Origin of the sequence: Bradyrhizobium sp. ERR14 (assembly GCF_014198235.1) — a bacterium.
Taxonomy (GTDB): domain Bacteria; phylum Pseudomonadota; class Alphaproteobacteria; order Rhizobiales; family Xanthobacteraceae; genus Bradyrhizobium.
Genome location: NZ_JACIHD010000021.1, coordinates 78,639 through 96,019, shown reverse-complemented (window position 1 = coordinate 96,019; position 17,381 = coordinate 78,639). Strand labels below are relative to the sequence as shown.

18 protein-coding genes are annotated in these 17,381 nt (G+C 64.7%); 7 read left to right on the top strand and 11 right to left on the bottom strand.

All coding sequences use genetic code 11. From position 1 onward, the window contains the following. Window positions 1-64: 64 nt before the first annotated feature. From GGD62_RS34175 to GGD62_RS34160, 4 genes are read right to left on the bottom strand one after another with little or no spacing between them, the layout of a single operon-like run. Complete coding sequence (locus GGD62_RS34175; protein ID WP_026201769.1) at window positions 65-1,111, bottom strand: ABC transporter substrate-binding protein; 1,047 nt, start codon at window positions 1,109-1,111, stop codon at window positions 65-67. A gap of 22 nt (window positions 1,112-1,133) precedes the next feature. Further along, window positions 1,134-2,441: an FAD-binding oxidoreductase gene (locus GGD62_RS34170; protein WP_246800379.1), complete on the bottom strand. Its 1,308-nt coding sequence runs from the start codon at window positions 2,439-2,441 to the stop codon at window positions 1,134-1,136. A gap of 16 nt (window positions 2,442-2,457) precedes the next feature. Further along, complete coding sequence (locus tag GGD62_RS34165) at window positions 2,458-3,174, bottom strand: HAD family hydrolase (protein WP_183712612.1); 717 nt, start codon at window positions 3,172-3,174, stop codon at window positions 2,458-2,460. A 33-nt stretch (window positions 3,175-3,207) separates the two neighbouring features. Further along, window positions 3,208-4,287 carry an ABC transporter ATP-binding protein gene (locus GGD62_RS34160; protein ID WP_183712609.1) on the bottom strand — a complete coding sequence of 360 codons (1,080 nt, stop codon included), beginning with the start codon at window positions 4,285-4,287 and terminating at the stop codon, window positions 3,208-3,210. A 212-nt stretch (window positions 4,288-4,499) separates the two neighbouring features. Between GGD62_RS34160 and GGD62_RS34155 the strand changes: the two genes are divergently transcribed. Continuing rightward, on the top strand, window positions 4,500-5,438 hold the full coding sequence (locus tag GGD62_RS34155) for a LysR family transcriptional regulator (protein ID WP_183712606.1): 939 nt from the start codon (window positions 4,500-4,502) through the stop codon (window positions 5,436-5,438). Between the two features lie 244 nt (window positions 5,439-5,682). Here the strand turns inward: GGD62_RS34155 and GGD62_RS34150 are convergent, their stop codons facing one another. Beyond that, entirely contained in the window at window positions 5,683-8,793 is a 3,111-nt protein-coding gene (locus GGD62_RS34150; RefSeq protein WP_183712603.1) for an efflux RND transporter permease subunit, read from the bottom strand. Continuing rightward, on the bottom strand, window positions 8,790-9,896 hold the full coding sequence (locus GGD62_RS34145; protein WP_183712600.1) for an efflux RND transporter periplasmic adaptor subunit: 1,107 nt from the start codon (window positions 9,894-9,896) through the stop codon (window positions 8,790-8,792). The genes GGD62_RS34150 and GGD62_RS34145 overlap by 4 nt, the downstream gene beginning before the upstream one ends. 192 nt (window positions 9,897-10,088) lie before the next feature. Here GGD62_RS34145 and GGD62_RS34140 point away from each other — a divergent pair, with 192 nt between their 5' ends. From GGD62_RS34140 to GGD62_RS34130, 3 genes are all read left to right on the top strand, one after another. Continuing rightward, on the top strand, window positions 10,089-10,667 hold the full coding sequence (locus tag GGD62_RS34140) for a TetR/AcrR family transcriptional regulator (protein ID WP_183712709.1): 579 nt from the start codon (window positions 10,089-10,091) through the stop codon (window positions 10,665-10,667). Window positions 10,668-10,699: 32 nt separating this feature from the next. After that, entirely contained in the window at window positions 10,700-11,551 is an 852-nt protein-coding gene (locus GGD62_RS34135; protein WP_183712707.1) for an alpha/beta fold hydrolase, read from the top strand. A 95-nt stretch (window positions 11,552-11,646) separates the two neighbouring features. Next, window positions 11,647-12,015, top strand: coding sequence for a rhodanese-like domain-containing protein (locus GGD62_RS34130; RefSeq protein WP_091956283.1), 369 nt, complete (start codon window positions 11,647-11,649; stop codon window positions 12,013-12,015). Between the two features lie 135 nt (window positions 12,016-12,150). Here the strand turns inward: GGD62_RS34130 and GGD62_RS34125 are convergent, their stop codons facing one another. Next, on the bottom strand, window positions 12,151-12,363 hold the full coding sequence (locus GGD62_RS34125) for a hypothetical protein (RefSeq protein ID WP_183712597.1): 213 nt from the start codon (window positions 12,361-12,363) through the stop codon (window positions 12,151-12,153). A gap of 440 nt (window positions 12,364-12,803) precedes the next feature. Between GGD62_RS34125 and GGD62_RS34120 the strand changes: the two genes are divergently transcribed. Then, the gene (locus GGD62_RS34120; protein ID WP_018316989.1) at window positions 12,804-13,079 is read left to right on the top strand and encodes a hypothetical protein; all 276 of its coding nucleotides are present in this window, start codon (window positions 12,804-12,806) and stop codon (window positions 13,077-13,079) included. A 12-nt stretch (window positions 13,080-13,091) separates the two neighbouring features. Here GGD62_RS34120 and GGD62_RS34115 read toward each other — a convergent pair whose 3' ends face one another. Then, on the bottom strand, window positions 13,092-13,886 hold the full coding sequence (locus GGD62_RS34115) for an adenylate/guanylate cyclase domain-containing protein (RefSeq protein WP_018316988.1): 795 nt from the start codon (window positions 13,884-13,886) through the stop codon (window positions 13,092-13,094). Between the two features lie 238 nt (window positions 13,887-14,124). On the opposite strand from GGD62_RS34115, the gene GGD62_RS34110 reads away from it, so the two are divergent. Then, entirely contained in the window at window positions 14,125-14,304 is a 180-nt protein-coding gene (locus GGD62_RS34110) for a hypothetical protein (protein ID WP_018316987.1), read from the top strand. A 156-nt stretch (window positions 14,305-14,460) separates the two neighbouring features. Further along, on the top strand, window positions 14,461-14,757 hold the full coding sequence (locus GGD62_RS34105) for a hypothetical protein (RefSeq protein ID WP_183712594.1): 297 nt from the start codon (window positions 14,461-14,463) through the stop codon (window positions 14,755-14,757). 38 nt (window positions 14,758-14,795) lie between these two features. Here the strand turns inward: GGD62_RS34105 and GGD62_RS34100 are convergent, their stop codons facing one another. The 3 genes from GGD62_RS34100 to GGD62_RS34090 all read right to left on the bottom strand — a co-directional run bounded on the left by GGD62_RS34100 (window position 14,796) and on the right by GGD62_RS34090 (window position 17,324). Continuing rightward, window positions 14,796-15,983 carry an adenylate/guanylate cyclase domain-containing protein gene (locus GGD62_RS34100; protein ID WP_092253835.1) on the bottom strand — a complete coding sequence of 396 codons (1,188 nt, stop codon included), beginning with the start codon at window positions 15,981-15,983 and terminating at the stop codon, window positions 14,796-14,798. A gap of 113 nt (window positions 15,984-16,096) precedes the next feature. After that, a complete protein-coding gene (locus GGD62_RS34095) occupies window positions 16,097-16,681 on the bottom strand; it encodes a HutD family protein (RefSeq protein ID WP_183712591.1) in 585 nt (194 codons plus the stop codon). Between the two features lie 73 nt (window positions 16,682-16,754). Then, window positions 16,755-17,324 carry a DUF2087 domain-containing protein gene (locus GGD62_RS34090; RefSeq protein ID WP_092253839.1) on the bottom strand — a complete coding sequence of 190 codons (570 nt, stop codon included), beginning with the start codon at window positions 17,322-17,324 and terminating at the stop codon, window positions 16,755-16,757. Window positions 17,325-17,381 lie beyond the last annotated feature (57 nt).

Sequence of the window (17,381 nt, the reverse complement as noted above, 5' to 3'; positions counted from 1 at the left end):
CGTGCTCGCGGCGCTGATGCCTTTGCGATCGATCTGGCTCTGATATCGTCAACGCCGCCTCGTCTTACTTCTGCATGAACGAAGCCCAACGCTTCTCGGCCGCCTCGCCGGCGGGCGAGGACCACCAGGCGTAGGACATCAGCGCCTGCTTCGCTGCATTCGCCGGCTCGCTCGGCAATTGCGCGGCACGCTCGGGCTTGATCACATTCGTTTCGAAAGCCTTTGGATTGCCCGGGCCGTAGTCGATGTGGAGTGGCAGGTTGGCCTGGTGTACGGGATCGACGGCCTCGTTGAGAAATTTCACCGCCGTGGCGAGATTCGGCGCGCCCTTGAGGATGCAGAGCGAGGTGCTCTGCAGAATGCCCTGATTGTAGGTGAAGGAGACTTTGGCGCCTTCCTTGGCGACCGCGCTGACACGGCCGTTCCAGGCCATCTCCATGTCGACCTCGCCGTCGTTGAGCAGCTGCGCCGACTGCGCACCCGAGGTCCACCACACCGTGATGTGCGGCTTAATCTCCTCCAGCTTCTTGAAGGCGCGGTCGACATCGAGCGGATAGAGCTTGTCGGGCGCAACACCGTCGGCCATCAGCGCGGCCTCGAGCGTTGCGAACGGGTGGTTGCGCAGCGCGCGGCGGCCGGGAAATTTCTTGACGTCCCAGAAATCGGCCCAGCCACTCGGCGCGTCCTTCGGGAACGTCTTCTGGCTGTAGGCCAGCACGCTGGAATAGAACTCATAGGAGACCGAATAGGGACTGCGATACGCCTCCGGCATCGCCGCGCCGTTCGGGATCTTCGAGAAGTCGAGCTTCTCCATCAGCCCCTGCTCGCCGCCACGCAGGCAGTTGCCGGTCGGGGTGTCGACGACGTCCCAGATCGGCTTGCCGCTGCCGACCTGGGTCTTGATCGCGGGCCAGGCGTCGGGAATGGAATCCTGGTTGATGGTGATGCCGAGCTTCTTGGCGGAGGGATCCAGGATCGCCACCGTCTGCGCCTGCTGGTAGGCGCCGCCCTGCGAGACGAAGGTGATCTGCTCGGCGGCATCGGCCGCATTGGTCAATCCGATTGCGCCCAGCAGCGCGCAGCCCAGTCCAAACTTCTGCTTCATCGTCATCCTCGCCTCCTCCAAAGACTTCTCACTGACCGATCGCATCCAGAAACTGGTACCAGCCGGCGACCATGCGCACGGCGGGCTCGCGCAGCGGATAGAACGGAATGGTCTTCATGCGACTGACATCGAGCAGGCCGACGTCGGGGCTCTCGCCGCGCACGAAGGCGGCGAGATAGCGGCCCATCAGGCTCGACATCGCCACACCTGCTCCGTTGTAACCCAGCGATACCAGCGTGCGGTCGTCGAGTCGGCCGATATGCGGCACCGAGTCCAGCGTCATCGCGACGAGGCCCGACCATTTGTATGCGAGCGGGACCTCGGCGAGATCAGGGAAGATGCTGACCATCGCCTTGCGCAGCGCGTCGAACGCGACCTGGGAGTCCTGCTTGCCGAAGGCGCCGCGCCCGCCGAAGATGACGCGGTTGTCGACCATGCGGAACCAGCGCATCATGCGTTTGGTCTCGGTATAGGTCCGCCCCGTCGGCATCAGCTTTCCGGCGAGATTGCGCGGCAGCTGCTCGGTCGCGACCATGGCGCTGCGGAACGGGATCAGCGTGCGCTGCAGATCCGCGGTCGCGCCGGTCAAATCCGAATAGCTGTTGGTCGCGATGATCGCCTGTTTCGCGCGCACCGCGCCTTGCGGCGTCTCGGCGACGATGCCGCCGTTCTCGCGCCGCAGCTTGACGACCGGGGATTCCTGGAAGATCGGAACACCGCGGCGCGCCACGCCATCGGCGAGGCCGCGCAGATAGTTCAGCGGATGGATCCCGCCCGAGCCGGGATTGAGCACGCCACCGACGAAAATGTCGGAGCCGGTCTCCTCGCGCACGCCGCTTCTGTCGAGGATGCGGACCTCGGCGGAGCCCATCTCGCGCGTCATCCAGTTGGCTTCGTCGATCGCCGCCTTGAGCGTCGTCTCGTTGTGGGCAGCCTTGACCTGGCCGGTCCGCGTCAGGTTTGCGCTGGTGATACCGAATTCGGACACCAGCTCCTCGACCATGTCGGTCGATTCATGAGCGATCTCGTACATGCGCTTTGCCATCGCGCGGCCGTGCACGGCATCGATCTCACGGAACGACAGGCGAAACTTTGCGGTGATCACGCCACCGTTGCGCCCGCTCGCGCCCCAGCCGGGGCGGTTGGCCTCGAGCACGATCGGTGCGAGCCCGCTCTTGGCGATATGGTGCGCGGCGGAGAGCCCGGTATAGCCCGCGCCGATGATCACCACATCGGCCTGATGCTCGCCCGACAGCACGGGACAATCGCGCGCCGGCTCCGCCGTGGCTTCCCACAGCGAGTTGACCGATGGCTGCGCGCTCCAGTCCCGTGTCATGCCCGCGCTCATGGATTTATGCCGCCGGCCCGATCGCTGCGTCGGCCAGTGCCTTCAAGGTCGGATAATGGAAGTCCGGCTTGGTTAGCGTCTCCACCGCGGGCGTGCCGCCAAAACCGGCAATGCCCTGGCGGCGCTCGATCCAGCACACCTTGTAGCCCAGCTTCCGCGCGATGCCGATGTCGTGGTACTGGCTCTGCGCGACATGCAGAATGTCGGACTGCTTGTAGCCGAAGGCGGACTGACGCCCCTTGTTGTAAGCGAAGAACTCTGGATTGGGCTTTGCCACCCCGGTGTCGTCGGCGCAGACGGTGTCGTCGAAGGGATTGCCGAGCGCATGCGCGTAACACGAGAGCGCGACGCGGTCCGCATTGGTCATCGCCACCAGCCGGAATTTCGTGCGCAAGCGCTTCAGTGCTTCGACTGAGTCCACGAATGGTCCCCAGCGCAGCACCGAGAGCTGGAAGACATCGCACGACGCGTCGTCAGACGGCAGGCCGAGCTCCTTGGCGAGATGGCGATAGACGTGGAACATCGCCTCGCTCGAGCGCTCGTAGTGCATGTCGCGGCCGCGCTTGTAGGGCTCGAAAATCTGATCGTCGCCGAGCTCGGCCGGCGTTTTGCCCGAGATCTTGCGCACTGCGTTGATCACGCCGGTTTCGAAATCGATCAAGGTGCCGACGACGTCGAAGGTGAGGACCTTGAAATTGCTGAACGCGGCTTGGGTCGACATGTCGTTTTTCTCTCAGGTTAGACAGGCTAGGGTTCAGTCCACCCGGGGCACGATGATGGTGTCCTCGGGGTGAAGGGTGACGGTGAGGCTGCCGCCGAGCGGCGGAATGCGGCTGTAGGCCTGGTGATAGCTCGGCTGTCGCAGGCTGAGCGCGACGCCGTCGGCAAGCACCAGGAAGATGCGCAGGCTCTCGCCCTGATAAACGATGTCGGTGACCGTAGCCGTGAGCCGGTTGCAGGCGGCATCCTGCGCACCATCGTCGATCAGCAGTTTTTCGCTGTGCACGGCCAGCATCAGCGCATCGCCTGTGGGAATGGTTCGGGCGCTGCGCAGCAGCGCGTTGCCGAGCGCGACGCTGGAGGCGTCGACGCGGCGCACCGGCAGCATCGTGGCCTCGCCGATGAAGCTTGCGACGAAGGAGTCGGCGGGATGATCGTGCAGCCGCTCGGGGGCGTCGATCTGGATCAGGCGGCCGTCCTTCATCACCGCGACGCGGTCGCTCATGGTTAGCGCCTCGCGCTGGTCGTGGGTGACGTAGATGATGGTGGCACCGATGCGCTTGTGCAGCGCGCGCAGCTCGATCTGCATGGTCTCGCGCAGCTGCTTGTCCAGCGCCGAGAGCGGCTCGTCCATCAGGATCAGCCGCGGCTCGAAGATCATCGCGCGCGCGAGCGCGACGCGCTGGCGCTGGCCGCCGGAGAGCTGCGCGATGCCGCGCTCCTCGTAGCCGGCAAGGCCGACCATCGACAACGCCGCGCGCACCTTGTCGGGCCAGATCACCTTCGGCAGACGCCGTGCACGTAAGGGGAAGGCGACGTTCTCGCCGACGCTCATATGCGGGAACAGCGCGTAGTTCTGGAAGACCACGCCGATATCGCGCTTGTGCGGCGGCATCCAGGTGACGTCGCGACCACCGAAGAGAATTGCGCCCGACGTCGGGATGATGAAGCCGCCCAAAATGCCGAGCAGCGTGGTCTTGCCGGAACCGGAGGGACCGAGCAGCGAGACGAACTCGCCGGCGCCGACATTGAGGGAGACGTCATCGAGGGCGCGAACCGGGCCATAGGCCTTGCTCGCGGATCTGATTTCGACGCTTTCCGCTCGTTTGTCCAACGATCGACCTCGCCTCGTCCCTGCAATGGCGTGCCTCACTGCACGCCATAAGCCTGCTTTATAGACAGGGGAGTTGACGCACTCACGCTCGAAGCGTGCACCGCACCATCTCTTCTCCCGTAAGCCCTGTCTTTAGGCTGTCATGTCAATGACAACAGACTTGGCAAAACTCGGCAATTGCCAAATTCTCACCCGGCTCATAACATAGCGTTATGCCCGAGCTACGCCGGATGCTGCCCTCCAGCAACGCCCTCTTCGTCTTCGACGCAGCGGCGCGCAACGGCAGCTTCACGGCCGCAGCCGCTGAATTGAACGTCACGCAACCCGCGGTGAGCCGCATGCTCGGCCAGTTCGAGGAGCATCTCGGCGTCCGCCTGTTCGATCGCAAGGCGGGCCGCGCGGTGCTCACCGAGGAAGGCGAGCTTCTGTATCGCCGCGTGCTCGAAGGCTTTCGCAGCATCGAGACCGGCCTCGTCGAGATCGAGCGCCGCCGCAAGGGCACCGAAACGGTGACGCTGTCGGTGTCCTCCGCCTTCACCACGCACTGGCTGATGCCGCGCATCGACAAGCTGCAGAAGCAGTTTCCGCAGGTCGATCTGCGCTTCCAGCTCATCTCCGGCGCGTTGCGCGGGCCGGTGGAGAATGTCGACCTTGGCATGCGCTTTCGCGACCGCGACGAGCCGTCGTCCGGCGGCACGCTGATCATGAAGGAGGTCATGCTGCCGATGTGCAGCCCCGGCTATCTCGGCGAGACCGATCCCACAGAGGGCAATACCATCATCCGCCTCGCCGAGACGCCGGGCGACTGGGCCGCGGATTACGCATCGCTCCTCACCGGACGCCGCGGCGCGGCCAAGGCGCTGAGCTTCACCGATTATGCCGTCGTGGTGCAGGCCGCCCTGCTCGGCCAGGGCATCGCGCTCGGATGGTTGACGGTCGCCTCGCACTGGCTGCTCACCGGCGCGCTTGTGCCGGCATCCGACCGCCTGACCACCACGCGCCGCGTGTGCGAATTCCTGCCGCCGCGCAACCGGCCGATGCGCCCGATCGCTGCTGAGATCCGGGATTGGATCATCGTACAGATGCGGGATGAGCTAGTGGCAATCGATCGGCAGTACCCACCACTTGGATTGATGGCTGCGTGCTACTGAACCGAAGGCAGGTTAGTGACGCCCCAACTTGCAAAATCTAGACGTGCCAGAAGGGGTTAGAGCGTGGGGTCTCCGCAGAGACTAATTGAGACGGCCACTGTGTTCCGCGGGGCTGCCGCGCCGAAGCCCTGAGGGCGAAGGCGGCGCTGCGTTACGCCGCTTGAGCGTTCGAGACACCGTTCGGATCGAAGCCCTCTTGCTGCGATCGGAAGACGCCAGGCTCCTCGCGAGCTGATCAGATCGCCTACTCGGCAGCCATTGCCGTTCGCAACTCCGGTTTGTCCGTCGAGCTCTCGGGGATCTCATCCGCAGTCGGCTTGATCCGGAACCACGCGGCATAGAGCGCAGGCAGGAAGAGCAGGATCAGCACCGTGCCGACTGCCGTGCCGCCGATCAAGGTATAGGCCATCGATCCCCAGAAGACGGAGTGTGTGAGGGGGATGAACGCCAGCACGGCGGCAAGTGCGGTCAGGATCACGGGCCGCGTGCGTTGCACCGTGGCTTCGATGACGGCGTGGTAGTCGTCGAGGCCTGCCGCGCGGTTCTCCTTGATCTGTTCGGTCAGGATCAGGGTATTGCGCATCAGGATCCCGGCCAGTCCGATCAGTCCCAGGATCGCGTTGAATCCGAACGGCTGGTTGAAGATCAGCAACGCAGGCACGACGCCGACGAGACCGAGCGGTGCGGTCAGCATGACGAGGGCCATCATCGAGAATGATCTGACCTGAAGCATGATGACGATCAGCGTTGCGGCGATCATGGCGGGAAAGATGGTCGCCAGCGCGTCATTGGCCTTCGTCGCCTCCTCGATCGAGCCGCCGGTCTCGATGCGATAGCCGGCCGGAAGCGATGCGATCAGCGGCTGAAGCGCTTTCATGATGTCCTTGGCGACCTCGGGAGGCTGGGTCGCCTCGTTGATGTCCGAACGAATCGTGATGACCGGCGTGCGATCGCGGCGCTTCAGGATCGGCTCTTCGAGCTGGACTTCCGAATGGCCGATCTGGTCGAGCGGGATCAGACGGCCGTCCCGGCTCGTCAGTGAAAAGTCGGCCAGCCGCGCCGGATCCAGCCGCTCGCCGCCGGCGCTGCGCGCCACGATCGGGACATTGCGAATGTCCTCGCGGACCTGCGTGACGGCGATGCCGGTCAGGAGGAACTGGAGCTGCCGCCCGACTTCCGCCGGCGAGAGGCCGATGAGGTTCAGCCGATCCTGATCTGGAATGAAGCGGAGCACGGGTGTGCGATTGCCCCAATCGCGATTGGCTTGTCGCACGTCGGGAACGCCACGCATGACCTCGACGGCTTTTTCAGAGAGCGCATACAATTTCGCGGGATCGGGGCCCATCACCCGAAACTCCACCGGGAACGACGTGTAGGGTCCGAAGACGAGCTGGGTAACGCGCACACGCGCTTCCCGGGCAAGGCCGTGTGAGACCGCGCTCCGGAGGCGCTGCTTCAAAGCCTCGCGCGCCTCGGCGTCAGGCGTCAGCACGACGATCTTGGCAAAGGCCGGATCGGGGAGCTCCGGCGCCATCGCAAAGAAGAAGCGCGGCGCGCCCTGACCGACATAGCTGGTGACGATCTTCGCCTCGGGCTGATCATGCAGCCAGCGTTCGAGCTTCTCGACGGCGGCGGTCGTCGTCTCGATGCTGGTGCCTTCCGGCAGGCGAACCTCCACGAGAACCTCGGGGCGATCCGACGTCGGGAAAAACTGCTGCTTGACCGCGCCCATGCCGAGGCCGGACAGCGCAAAAGCGATCACGACGAGGCTGCAGGTCAGAAACTTGTGGCGCACGGCGAAGGTGATGAGCCGCCGCAAACGCCGGTAGTTCGGCGTGTCGTAGATCGCGTGGTGGCCACCCTCGATGGGCTTGATCGCGGGCAGCATCTTGACGCCAAGATAAGGCGTGAAGATCACCGCAACGATCCAGGAGACGATGAGAGCGAACCCCACGACCCAGAAGATGTTGCCGGCATATTCGCCGGCCGTCGAGCGCGCGAAACCAACCGGCAGGAATCCCGCGATCGTCACCAGTGTGCCCGAGAGCATCGGCGCCGCGGTGTGGCTCCATGCGTAGGCCGCCGCACTGAGGCGGTCCATGCCCTCTTCCATTTTCACCACCATCACCTCGATGGCGATGATGGCGTCGTCCACGAGCAGGCCAAGCGCGAGGATGAGGGCGCCGAGCGTGATGCGGTCGAAGAACCGGCCCGTCTCCAGCATGATGAGGAACACGACGGCCAGCGTCAGAGGGACCGCTGCAGCCACGACGATTCCCACGCGCCAGCCGAGGCTGAGCAGGCTGACCAGCAGCACCACCGCGAGCGCCATTGCGAATTTGATCATGAACTCGTCGACCGCGGAGGTGATGTTCACGGCCTGGTCGGTCACCTTGTCGAGCGTCATCCCGAGCGGCAGCGTCCGCGCCATGGCCGCGGACCTCTCTTCCAACGCCTTGCCGAGCGCCAGACCGTTCCAGCCCTCCTGCATCACCGCCGCGAGCATGATCGTGGGCTCACCCTGGTGCCGGATGATGTAGGTGGGAGGATCCTCGTAGCCGCGACGGACCTCGGCGATGTCCGACAGCTTCAAGGTTCGTCCCGCCGCAACGATCGGCGTGTCGGCGATCGCCTGCACGCTGTCATAACCGCCGTCGACCCGGATGAAGACCTGTGGCCCGCTTGTGTCGATCGAACCCGCCGGGGTCACCGTATTCTGCCGCTGCAAGGCGGCAACGATATCCTGTGCCGACACGCCGAGCGTTGCCAGCTTGGGATAGGAAAACTCCACGAAGATCTGCTCGGGACGTTCGCCGAAGATATTGATCTTCTTGACGCCGGGCACGTGCAGCAGGTCCTGGCGGATCACCTCCGCCTTCCTGGCGAGCTCACGCATCGGCATGCCCTTCGCCTTGAGGGCATAGAGTGCGAAGCTCACGTCCGAATATTCGTCGTTGACGAAGGGGCCGAGCACGCCGGCGGGCAGCTTGCGCGCTTCATCTCCGAGTTTCTTGCGCGCCTGATAAAACTCTTCCTGCACGCTCGATGGCGGCGTGCTGTCCTTCAGCGTCACCGTCATGTAGGCATAACCCCGCCGCGTCGTCGTCTCCACCCGGTCGTACCAGGTCAGCTCCTGAATCCGCTTCTCCAGGGGTTCGGCGACCTGGTCCTGCATCTCGCGTGCCGTCGCACCGGGCCATACCGTGGTAACCGTGAGCGTCTTGATGGTGAAGGACGGGTCCTCGGCCCGTCCGAGCATGAAGAAGGCGTAGGCGCCTGCGGCCGCCAGCAGCATGATGAAGAACAGGCTCACGGCCCGCTCGCGAACGGCGACCGCGGAAAGATTAAAGCTCATGATTTGCTCCCGCCGTCGGTGACGGTCCTGACGCGGGCGCCCTCGTGCAGGAGGTGCGCGCCGAGGGACACAATCGGATCACTGGAGCTCGATCCAGAGATGATTGCCGCTTCGCTGGTCACGCGCAGAAGCTTGATGGGGCGAAAGTGTACGGTCGAGCTGGCGCTGTCGAACACCCAGACGCCGGTGGTCCTGCCATCATCGAGCACGGCGCCGAGCGGCACCTGGACTTCCGACTGACTGTCCTGGCTTGCGAGCCGAATGGTGACTGTCGCGCCGAGTGGTGCTGCTGCCGCCTCGCCGCCGAGCACGTAGCGGGCCTCGTAAGTCCGGGTCTGCGCGTCAGCAGAGTTCGACAATTGGCGCAGATGCGCCGCGTAACGGCGTCCATCGCTGCCATACAGGCTGGCCTCGGCGAGCGAGCCGATCGCCGGCCGGATCGTTTCGGGAAGCGCCACCACGGCTTCGCGAGGCCCGGACTGCGCAAGCCGAACGACCGTCTGGCCGGCCGAGACCACCTGGCCCGGCTCGCCAAGCGTTTGCGTGACCGTACCGTCCGCGTCTGCCACCAGCACGGAATAGGTCGCCTGATTTTCCGCGACCCCGGCCTCGGCTTCGGCCGCCGCGAGCTGCGCCTTGGCTGTATCCGAGGCGGCCTTCGCCTGCTCGTAGCGCTGCTTGGACGTCCATCCGTCGTTGACCAAGTTGGCGTATCGACGCTCATCCGCATCGGTCTGCACGACGACTGCGCGCGCTGCGGCCACAGCGTTGCGCTTTGCCGCAAGCGCAAGGCGGAGGTCGGTCTCGTCGATCCGCATCAGCGGCTGCCCGGCCTTGACCTGCTCACCGACATTCACCAGCCGCTCGACGATCTTGCCGGCGACGCGAAAGCCGAGATTGCTCTCCACCCGCGCGCCGACGGTGCCCGTGAACCCGCGGTCGGATCCGCTCACCCGCGTGGCCGTCGCCAGGCTGACCATCGGCGGCTCCTGTCTCGGGTCGCTCACGGCAGAGGCGTTGGGGGCGAAAATGCCAAGACTGACGAACGTGGCCACCCCCGCCGGGACCAAAATACCGGCCAACACGGCAATTCCCCTCTTCATGACGGTCTCCTCTGGAATTTAGATTTCGTTCGAACTCTATATTGACTTAGAGCTCGATCGCAATCTAAATTTGCGTCCTGACGGAAACGTGATCTCAGGAAACCACCGCGTCGTCCGAGGGCAACTTGATAGATGTCGTTCGAAATCTATATTTGGCATAGATTTCGACTGAAATCCAAATGGAGGAGCATGATGCGCGTCAGTCGCGTTCAAGCCGCGGAGAACCGCCAAACCGTGATCAATGTGGCAAGTCGCCTCTTCAGGGAGCGCGGCTTTGACGGCATTGGGCTCAAGGATCTGATGGAAGGGGCCGGGCTCACCCAGGGCGCCTTCTACAAGCAGTTCGCGTCCAAGGAGGACTTGGCGGTCGAGGCCTCCAAGCGAGCGTTGGAGAGCGCTTCCACCCGATGGTCGGACGCGGCCGCACGCAATCCTGACGATCCGCTCAGCGCAGTGATCGGATTCTATCTCAGCGCAGATCATCGCGAAGAGAGAATGGAAGGCTGTCCGATCGTGGCCCTCGGCTCGGATGCCGCCCGGCAGGGCCCCGACGTCAAGGCCGAGTTCGAAGCGGGCATCAAGGCCCATCTCGACGTGCTCGGCCGCTTCATCGCCAAGGACGGCGACAAGGGGTCGAGAGACAAGGCCATGGCCATTCTCGCGACGATGGTCGGCGCCGTGACGCTGGCGCGCGCGGTCAACGACACAGACCTCGCACGGGCCCTTCTCGATGCCGCAGCCGCGCTGGTCCGTGAAGCCGCCGCGGCTTGAACGACGGCCCCCTCGAAACATGGAGAGACCGGATGCTTGACGTGAGCGAAGCCGGGCCGAGCTTGCTCAAATTATCGGAGAGGCTCAGTGTGCGTTTTCACAAGACCGGCAGCGGGCCTCCGCTACTCCTCATCCATACGATCCGGACGCAGCTCGAGTATTTCCGCAGCCTTGCGCCTCTGCTCGCAGGATCGCACACGGTATACGCCATCGATCTGCCCGGCCACGGACACTCACCGATCGATCCGGACGCAAGCTTCAACGAGCCCTATTTCAGGCAGGCAGTCATACGCTTCATCGAGGAGCTAGACCTCTCGGATGTAACGCTCGTCGGCGAGTCGATCGGGGGCGCATTGGCTCTCACGGTGGCGGCGTCACTTCCGCAGAGGGTGAAGCGGGTCTTTGCAATCAATCCTTACGATTACGAGACCCGCTATGGCGACGGACTTCGACGTGGCAACTGGCTCGCGAACTTCATCATCGGAAGCCTGCAAGTGCCGGTGCTCGGCGCGATCAACGCGTCACTCGAAAACAAGATCGTTCTCGGCAAGATCATGGGCGGCGGATATCACGACCCGCGCAAGCTGCCGGCCGATCTGCTCGCCGAGTTCGACAAGGTGGCCCATCGCGCGGGATACAAGCGGGCCGCACGCAAGGTGTTGGCGGGATGGCGATCCTGGAGCCAGGCCCGCGACTATTATTGGCAGATCTCGGCGCCGGTGACGCTCATCTATGGCGACAGCGATTGGTCCCGGCCCGACGAGCGCGAGCGCACACGGTCTCTCATTCCCAACGCGCAGATGGTGACGCTGAGGAATACAGGCCACTTCTCGGCTGTCGAGAACCCGTCGGAGCTGGCTCGCGCGATATTGGGCGCGGAATGAGCGCATGATCAAGCAGGGCATGCTCCTCCAACAGAAGGAGGCGAAGCGCGGCCAATGTGCTATCCTCCCCGCGAGGCCACCAACGGAGACAAAACATGCCAACCAGCGTCAAGCAAATGCTCGAAGCCGCCAACGCGGCGGTGCCCAAGATCACGTCGGAACAGGCCACTGACATGATCAAGAACGGCAACACGCTGGTCGTCGACGTTCGCGATGCGCCGGAGGTTGCGGCCAGCGGCAAGATCGCGGGGGCCGTGCACGTCTCGCGCGGGATGCTGGAGTTTCGCGCGGACCCGGAGTCGCCCTATCACGACAAGGCGTTCGACAAGAGCAAGTCCGTCATTCTCTACTGCGCGTCCGGCGGCCGGTCGGCGCTGGCGGGCAAGGTGCTGAAGGATATGGGCTACGAGAAGGTCTATAACGTCGGCGGCTTCAAGGACTGGTCGGGGGCGGTCGAGAAATAGAACACGCGGGCTGGCCGCCTGCCGGGCTTGGTTGCCGCCGAACGTCATCACCGGCGCTCGGCGCCCGCCCATGTACGCCGCGATCCATTGACGGTTGCCCACCCGCCACGTCGCAGCACGATCGACGGGGACCGTTCAGGCGGAACGCGGCATCGGGACGGGCTGCGCGCTTCGCTCGCCCAGCAGCTTGCCGGTCGTGCTGTTGACGAAGTGCAGCGACATGCAGGCCGGGCACCTCACGGACACATAGCTGTCCGCCGGCTCGAAGCTCTCGGGCCGCGCGTCATCGATCCGATGCTGGACGTTCATGCCGGTGCGCGGGCACCTGAAGAGGATCTGGCGCTGCATGTCCTTATTGGTGCGCCCGAAACGCGGCCGGCGAAATTGCGGATGATTCCTTAGGGGCCTTCCCAGTGTTTGAGATGGGTCAAGGCGAACGGTCTGCCCACGCCTATGCTCTGCATGACATCGGGCGCGCTCCTGCTCCGGTGCCGAACGAAGCGGAGCCCGGACTCCTAGGCACTCCGGGCACCGCTTCGCAAGACGGGCACCGACCGACCGCGACCAGGGAGCCGGCTCCGGACGAGCGGCTTCGATGGAACCAGAGCAAGAACCGCGGGTTGAGATGGCGCAGCCCTGAACAGAACACGCAATCGGCCTCGGCGCTTCAAGGAAGCCGACGCTGATTGACGTCGTCCTTGTCGCCTGACCCGACCAACACGGCCGTACGGTACGACCTCCGCCGGACACGGGCCTCCATCGGGACCGCCACGATCAGGAGAGCAGCCATGATATCCGCCAACATCGATGATCTGACCGCAGTGGTGCGCTACGCGCTCGAAACCACCCGTGCGACCACGATCTGCCCTTTCCACGATGAGGTGATCGTCCGCGTCGGCGACGACGCCGCCGAGAGCCATGCCTACGAACGCGCCAAGCGAATCCTCAGGAGCGACGGCACGGCCTTCGAGGCGGACGCTCTCAGGGAAGAGATCGGCCACCAACTCGCCGCCGCCGCGGACGGGCGATGCCCGAGATGCGACCGGACCGATCCGAACGGATAGGCCGCAATCCCCTCAATCCTCCACCCGAAACAGCCGCCACCGCTCCGGCACGCCCTTGAGCTGATGCACGCCGTGATCGCGGAACCGGATCTCCGACTGCGCCATCAGGTCCTTGACCGCGCTCGAGACCAGGACTTCGCCGGCGCGCGCTTTGGCGGCGACGCGCGTGCCGATGTGAAACGCGAGACCGACCATCTCGCCTCCGCTCACACTGTACTCGCCCGCATGCAGCCCGACCCTGATGTCGAGCCCCAGCGTGCGCACGGCCTTCTGGATCGCAGTCGCGCAACGGACGCCGGAAGCCGGCGCCTTGAATGTCGCCAGCACGCCGTCGCCGGTCGTCACCACTTCCTTGCCACGCGTACTCTTCAGCTCCTTGCGCACGGCCGCGTAATAGTGGCCCATGACCTTGGTCCACCGGGCATCGCCGAGCTTTGCCGCCTTTTCGGTGGAGCGGACGATATCGACGATCAGGATGGTGGCGAGTGCCTGCTTGAGCTCCGCGCTCCGCTCGCCGGATCGGGGCCGGAGCGCTATCGGCCCGGCCAGCGGTTCGTAGCGGTGGCTGCGGCGCCGGGCGATAGCCGCTTTGGCGTAGTCCTGGGCGCGCTGCGTCGTGCCGCAGCGAACTGTCTTCTCCTGCGGCAGTCGCGTCCAGTAGACCCTTCGCCCATCGCCGGCGCCCTGCACCTCCACGGCACCCCACTTCAGGAACACCGCCGAGCCGACGCGCCGAACGCACCACGCCTTCGACGTGTAGCCGGATACGTTGGACTGCAGGACTCCGATGCGAAGGAATTTGGGCATGAACGTGCGGCCGATTTGAAAGACCCTTTGGGCGTCTTCGGGGCGGAAGCCTATTCGTACAATCCTGCATCGGCAATAGGGGCTTGCCAGGGCTGCCGGCGGCGCCTGACATCGGGATCATGCTGACAACGCCCAAACGCGAGCCGCCCGTCCATTCGTCGGTCGGAAGATTCTCTTGTCCAAGCAACGATCAGCCTCCAGACGTGTTCTTCCGACATGAGATGCAGTGAGGCGCGCCATGGGCAAGGATGATGGACTGAAGCCTGACGACTTCCCGATCGAGGCCGACAAGGACAAGCTCAGGACACGCAAGGGCGAGCCCGTCGCCTCGGCGGAGTCGGACAAGATTGCGGACCAGATCGCCGAACGTCTGAACGAGCACGCGCACCAGGAAGAGCAGGATCGTTGGTCCGCGTAGGCGTGACGGGCGTGCCGTCCCAGATTGGAACGACCGCGCGGTCCTGAGCATTGGCCTGCACCGGGGTCCGACAATTCCGGCGAATGGCGGCCTCGGCTCGACCTCCGCCCCTGGACCGAGAGCCGGGGCTGCTTGACCGAAGCAAGAGGAGCGGACATGAAAGTGCTTGTTCTCGCAGGGCTCGTTGCGGCTCTCGCATCGCCTCCCTCCGCGTACGCGCAAGGCGGCGCGGGTACCTCCAGGACCGGGTCGAGCATCAATTCGACCGGGACGGGCGGCACGACCGGAGCAGGAGCTTCGGGCCTCAACACCTCATCGGACAACAATAGCGGCGGCGCCAGCGCACCGGCCAAATCGACAACGACGCGGCCGGGTGACAACGACCCAAAGCAAACCCAGGGCGGCCAGCAGGCGATGCCGAACTCGGGCTCCACCGGAGCGAACCGCAAATAGATGCGCCGCTGGCAATTCGTCCTGGGTGAGGCAGTCGCCTACCCGTGATACGCGAACAGCTCGATCGGATCGCTGAAGCCGCGGACCTCGTGCTTGCCGACGTGCTCCAGCTCGAACTTCTCCTCCACCAGCTCCGCAAAGTCGCGTGACAGCAGCACCGTTCGACCGAGCTGCTTGGTGAGGGCTTCGAGGCGGGAGGCCATGTTGACGGCGGGGCCGATCACGGTGAAGTCGAGCCGGCTGGTTGAGCCGATATTGCCGTACATGACATCGCCGACATGGACGCCGATGCCGTAGTTCAGCGGCGCGCGGCTGGTCGCGTTGTTCCGCTCGTTCAGCGCCGTCATCGCCTGACGGGCTTCGGTCACGGCGTGGAGCAGGTTCGCGCAGGCATCGGGCTCATGAAGCGGGAAGATGGCGAGCAGGCCGTCGCCGATGAACTTCAGGATCTCGCCGCCGTGCCGCGCGATCGGCTCGGACATCGCGTCGAAATAGTCGTTGAGCAGATCGATGACGTCGTCGCGCGGCCAATTGTCGGAGATCTTGGTGAAATCCCTGAGGTCGCAGATCATGATCGCGGCGCGCACGGTCGTGCCGCTGCCGCGCCTGGTGGCACCGGCGAGGATCAACTGGCCGGCATGGGAGCCGACATAGGTCTCCAGCAGCGTACGCGCCAACCGGTTCTTGATGCGGATCTCGCTGACCAGCGCCAGCACCGGCAGCAGCTTCTTGAGCGCGGCAATATGCGAATCCTCGAAGCCGCCGGGACGGTCGGTCGCGAAGGTGATGAGATGCCGCTTGCCGAGCGTGTGGTAGAGCGGCCAGGCTACATAGTCGGTCAGGCCCTTTTCGCGCATCTCGTCGTAGAGGGCGTGCTTGCGGCCGAGCGAGGGATCGCGCTCGAGATTCTCGCGCACCTCGCTGGCGCCGTCCTGCATTTCGTTGGCGGGACTGCCAATGAATTCGGACCGCTCGCGGACGTCATAATCCACCCGCGCGATCTCCGCCTCGCGCATGCCGTCGGACCACATGAACCGGGCGCCAAGCCATTGCGGATGGTGGATCAGGACATGGAGCGTCGACCGCTTCAGCGGAATGCCCGCCTGCTGCAGACGGATGCACATGTCGGCGAAGATATTGTCGATGAAGCGCTCGTCGCGCGTGCCGTTGGTCAGCCAGTCGACGACACCGTCGGCCTGCGTGGCGTGGTTGTCTTGCGCGGTCATATCCTGCCCTTCACGGCGGTCTGCATCAGGGCAGATATCGTGCCCCGACTCCGCCGCGTCAACCTAGCCAGTTGCATGGATTGTACACATCGGCCGGTCGGGGCCGTCGCCCCTTAGACGGCGATCCGGATCGACCCCAGCACCACCAGACCCGAAACGAGCGCGAGCCTCGATGTCTCGGTCATTTCGATCCTGAGCGTGCCGTTGCCGGGGATGGCAAAATCCTCACCATCGAGGCGGATGCGGCAATCGCCGTGCGGTGCGTAAACCAGATGCGTGCCGGCATGCAACGGTCGATCGCCGGCTTCCCTGAGCGCTTCAAGCTCGATCTCCACGACGCCGCGCCGCGCCATCAGGTTGACGACCTCGACCGGCCCGGCGTGAAGCTCCGTCACGATCTCGAGCTCGCCGGTGAAGCGCACGGTCGTAAAAGGTTCACGCTCGTCGAATTCCTGGCCCGGAGCCTTGAGCACCAGCCCGCGCCCACCGACCACCATCTGCAAGCGGTCGATGCCCGGCATATGGGAGAAGGGACCGGGCGCCACGATCGGCGTGCTCGCAAAACGCCAGAGCATGCTGCTCCAATCCTTCACCGCTGCGTCAGCGCGATGTTCATCCGCGATATCGGTGAAGATGCCGCCGCCGTTCTTCCAGGGCGAGCGGGTGTAGTCTTCAGATCTGAGCAGTGTTGCCTTCATGGCGGTCCTCGATGCGATGGCGATGCAGGGAAGCGCGTTCGCCCGGCGGCCGGCAATGCGTCCGAAATTGCGGTCATGTTGCGGCTTCCGCTCGCCCGGGTGCGCTGGCCTTGAGATGACGCAAAAGCGCTGCCGCCTCCGTCGGCGGCCGACGCTCGATCCGGCGATACGCGCGCCCGTCGGCCGTTCGTGAGACCATGCCGTGATCGCACAGCGCGCGGCGAAGCAAGGCATCATCGGCGAAAGCGTGCTGACGGTTCAGCAGCGTCTTCACTTCCGCCTCGGCCAGACTGCTCCGCGGCGGAAAGCCGGCCCACAGCACCCAGAGACTCAGCTGCTGCAGGCTGTGGCGGGCCGGCCAGCGCAACAGCCTGCCGTGGTCGTCGAAATGGCGCGCCGCGCGTTGCACGCGCTTCAGATCGACCGCATCGACTTGTGGTGCGGGCGTGCCGCGGTCATCCACGGCAGTGCCGACCGCACGCGCGCGGAAATGCTGATAGTTCCTGTGTCCCGTCGCACGCGCAAGAATGTTGAGCAGCTCGACGTGACCGGGCGGCGACGTCCGTTGCAGCAGCTGGGCACGTACGGATTTCGCGAGCGCGGAGATGTCGCCCGCGACAAAGGCAATGGGAGTTCTGGTCATGACCAATCCTCGATGCGCCGATCCGGGTAGGATTGTCGGAGGTCACCGGCTTACGAC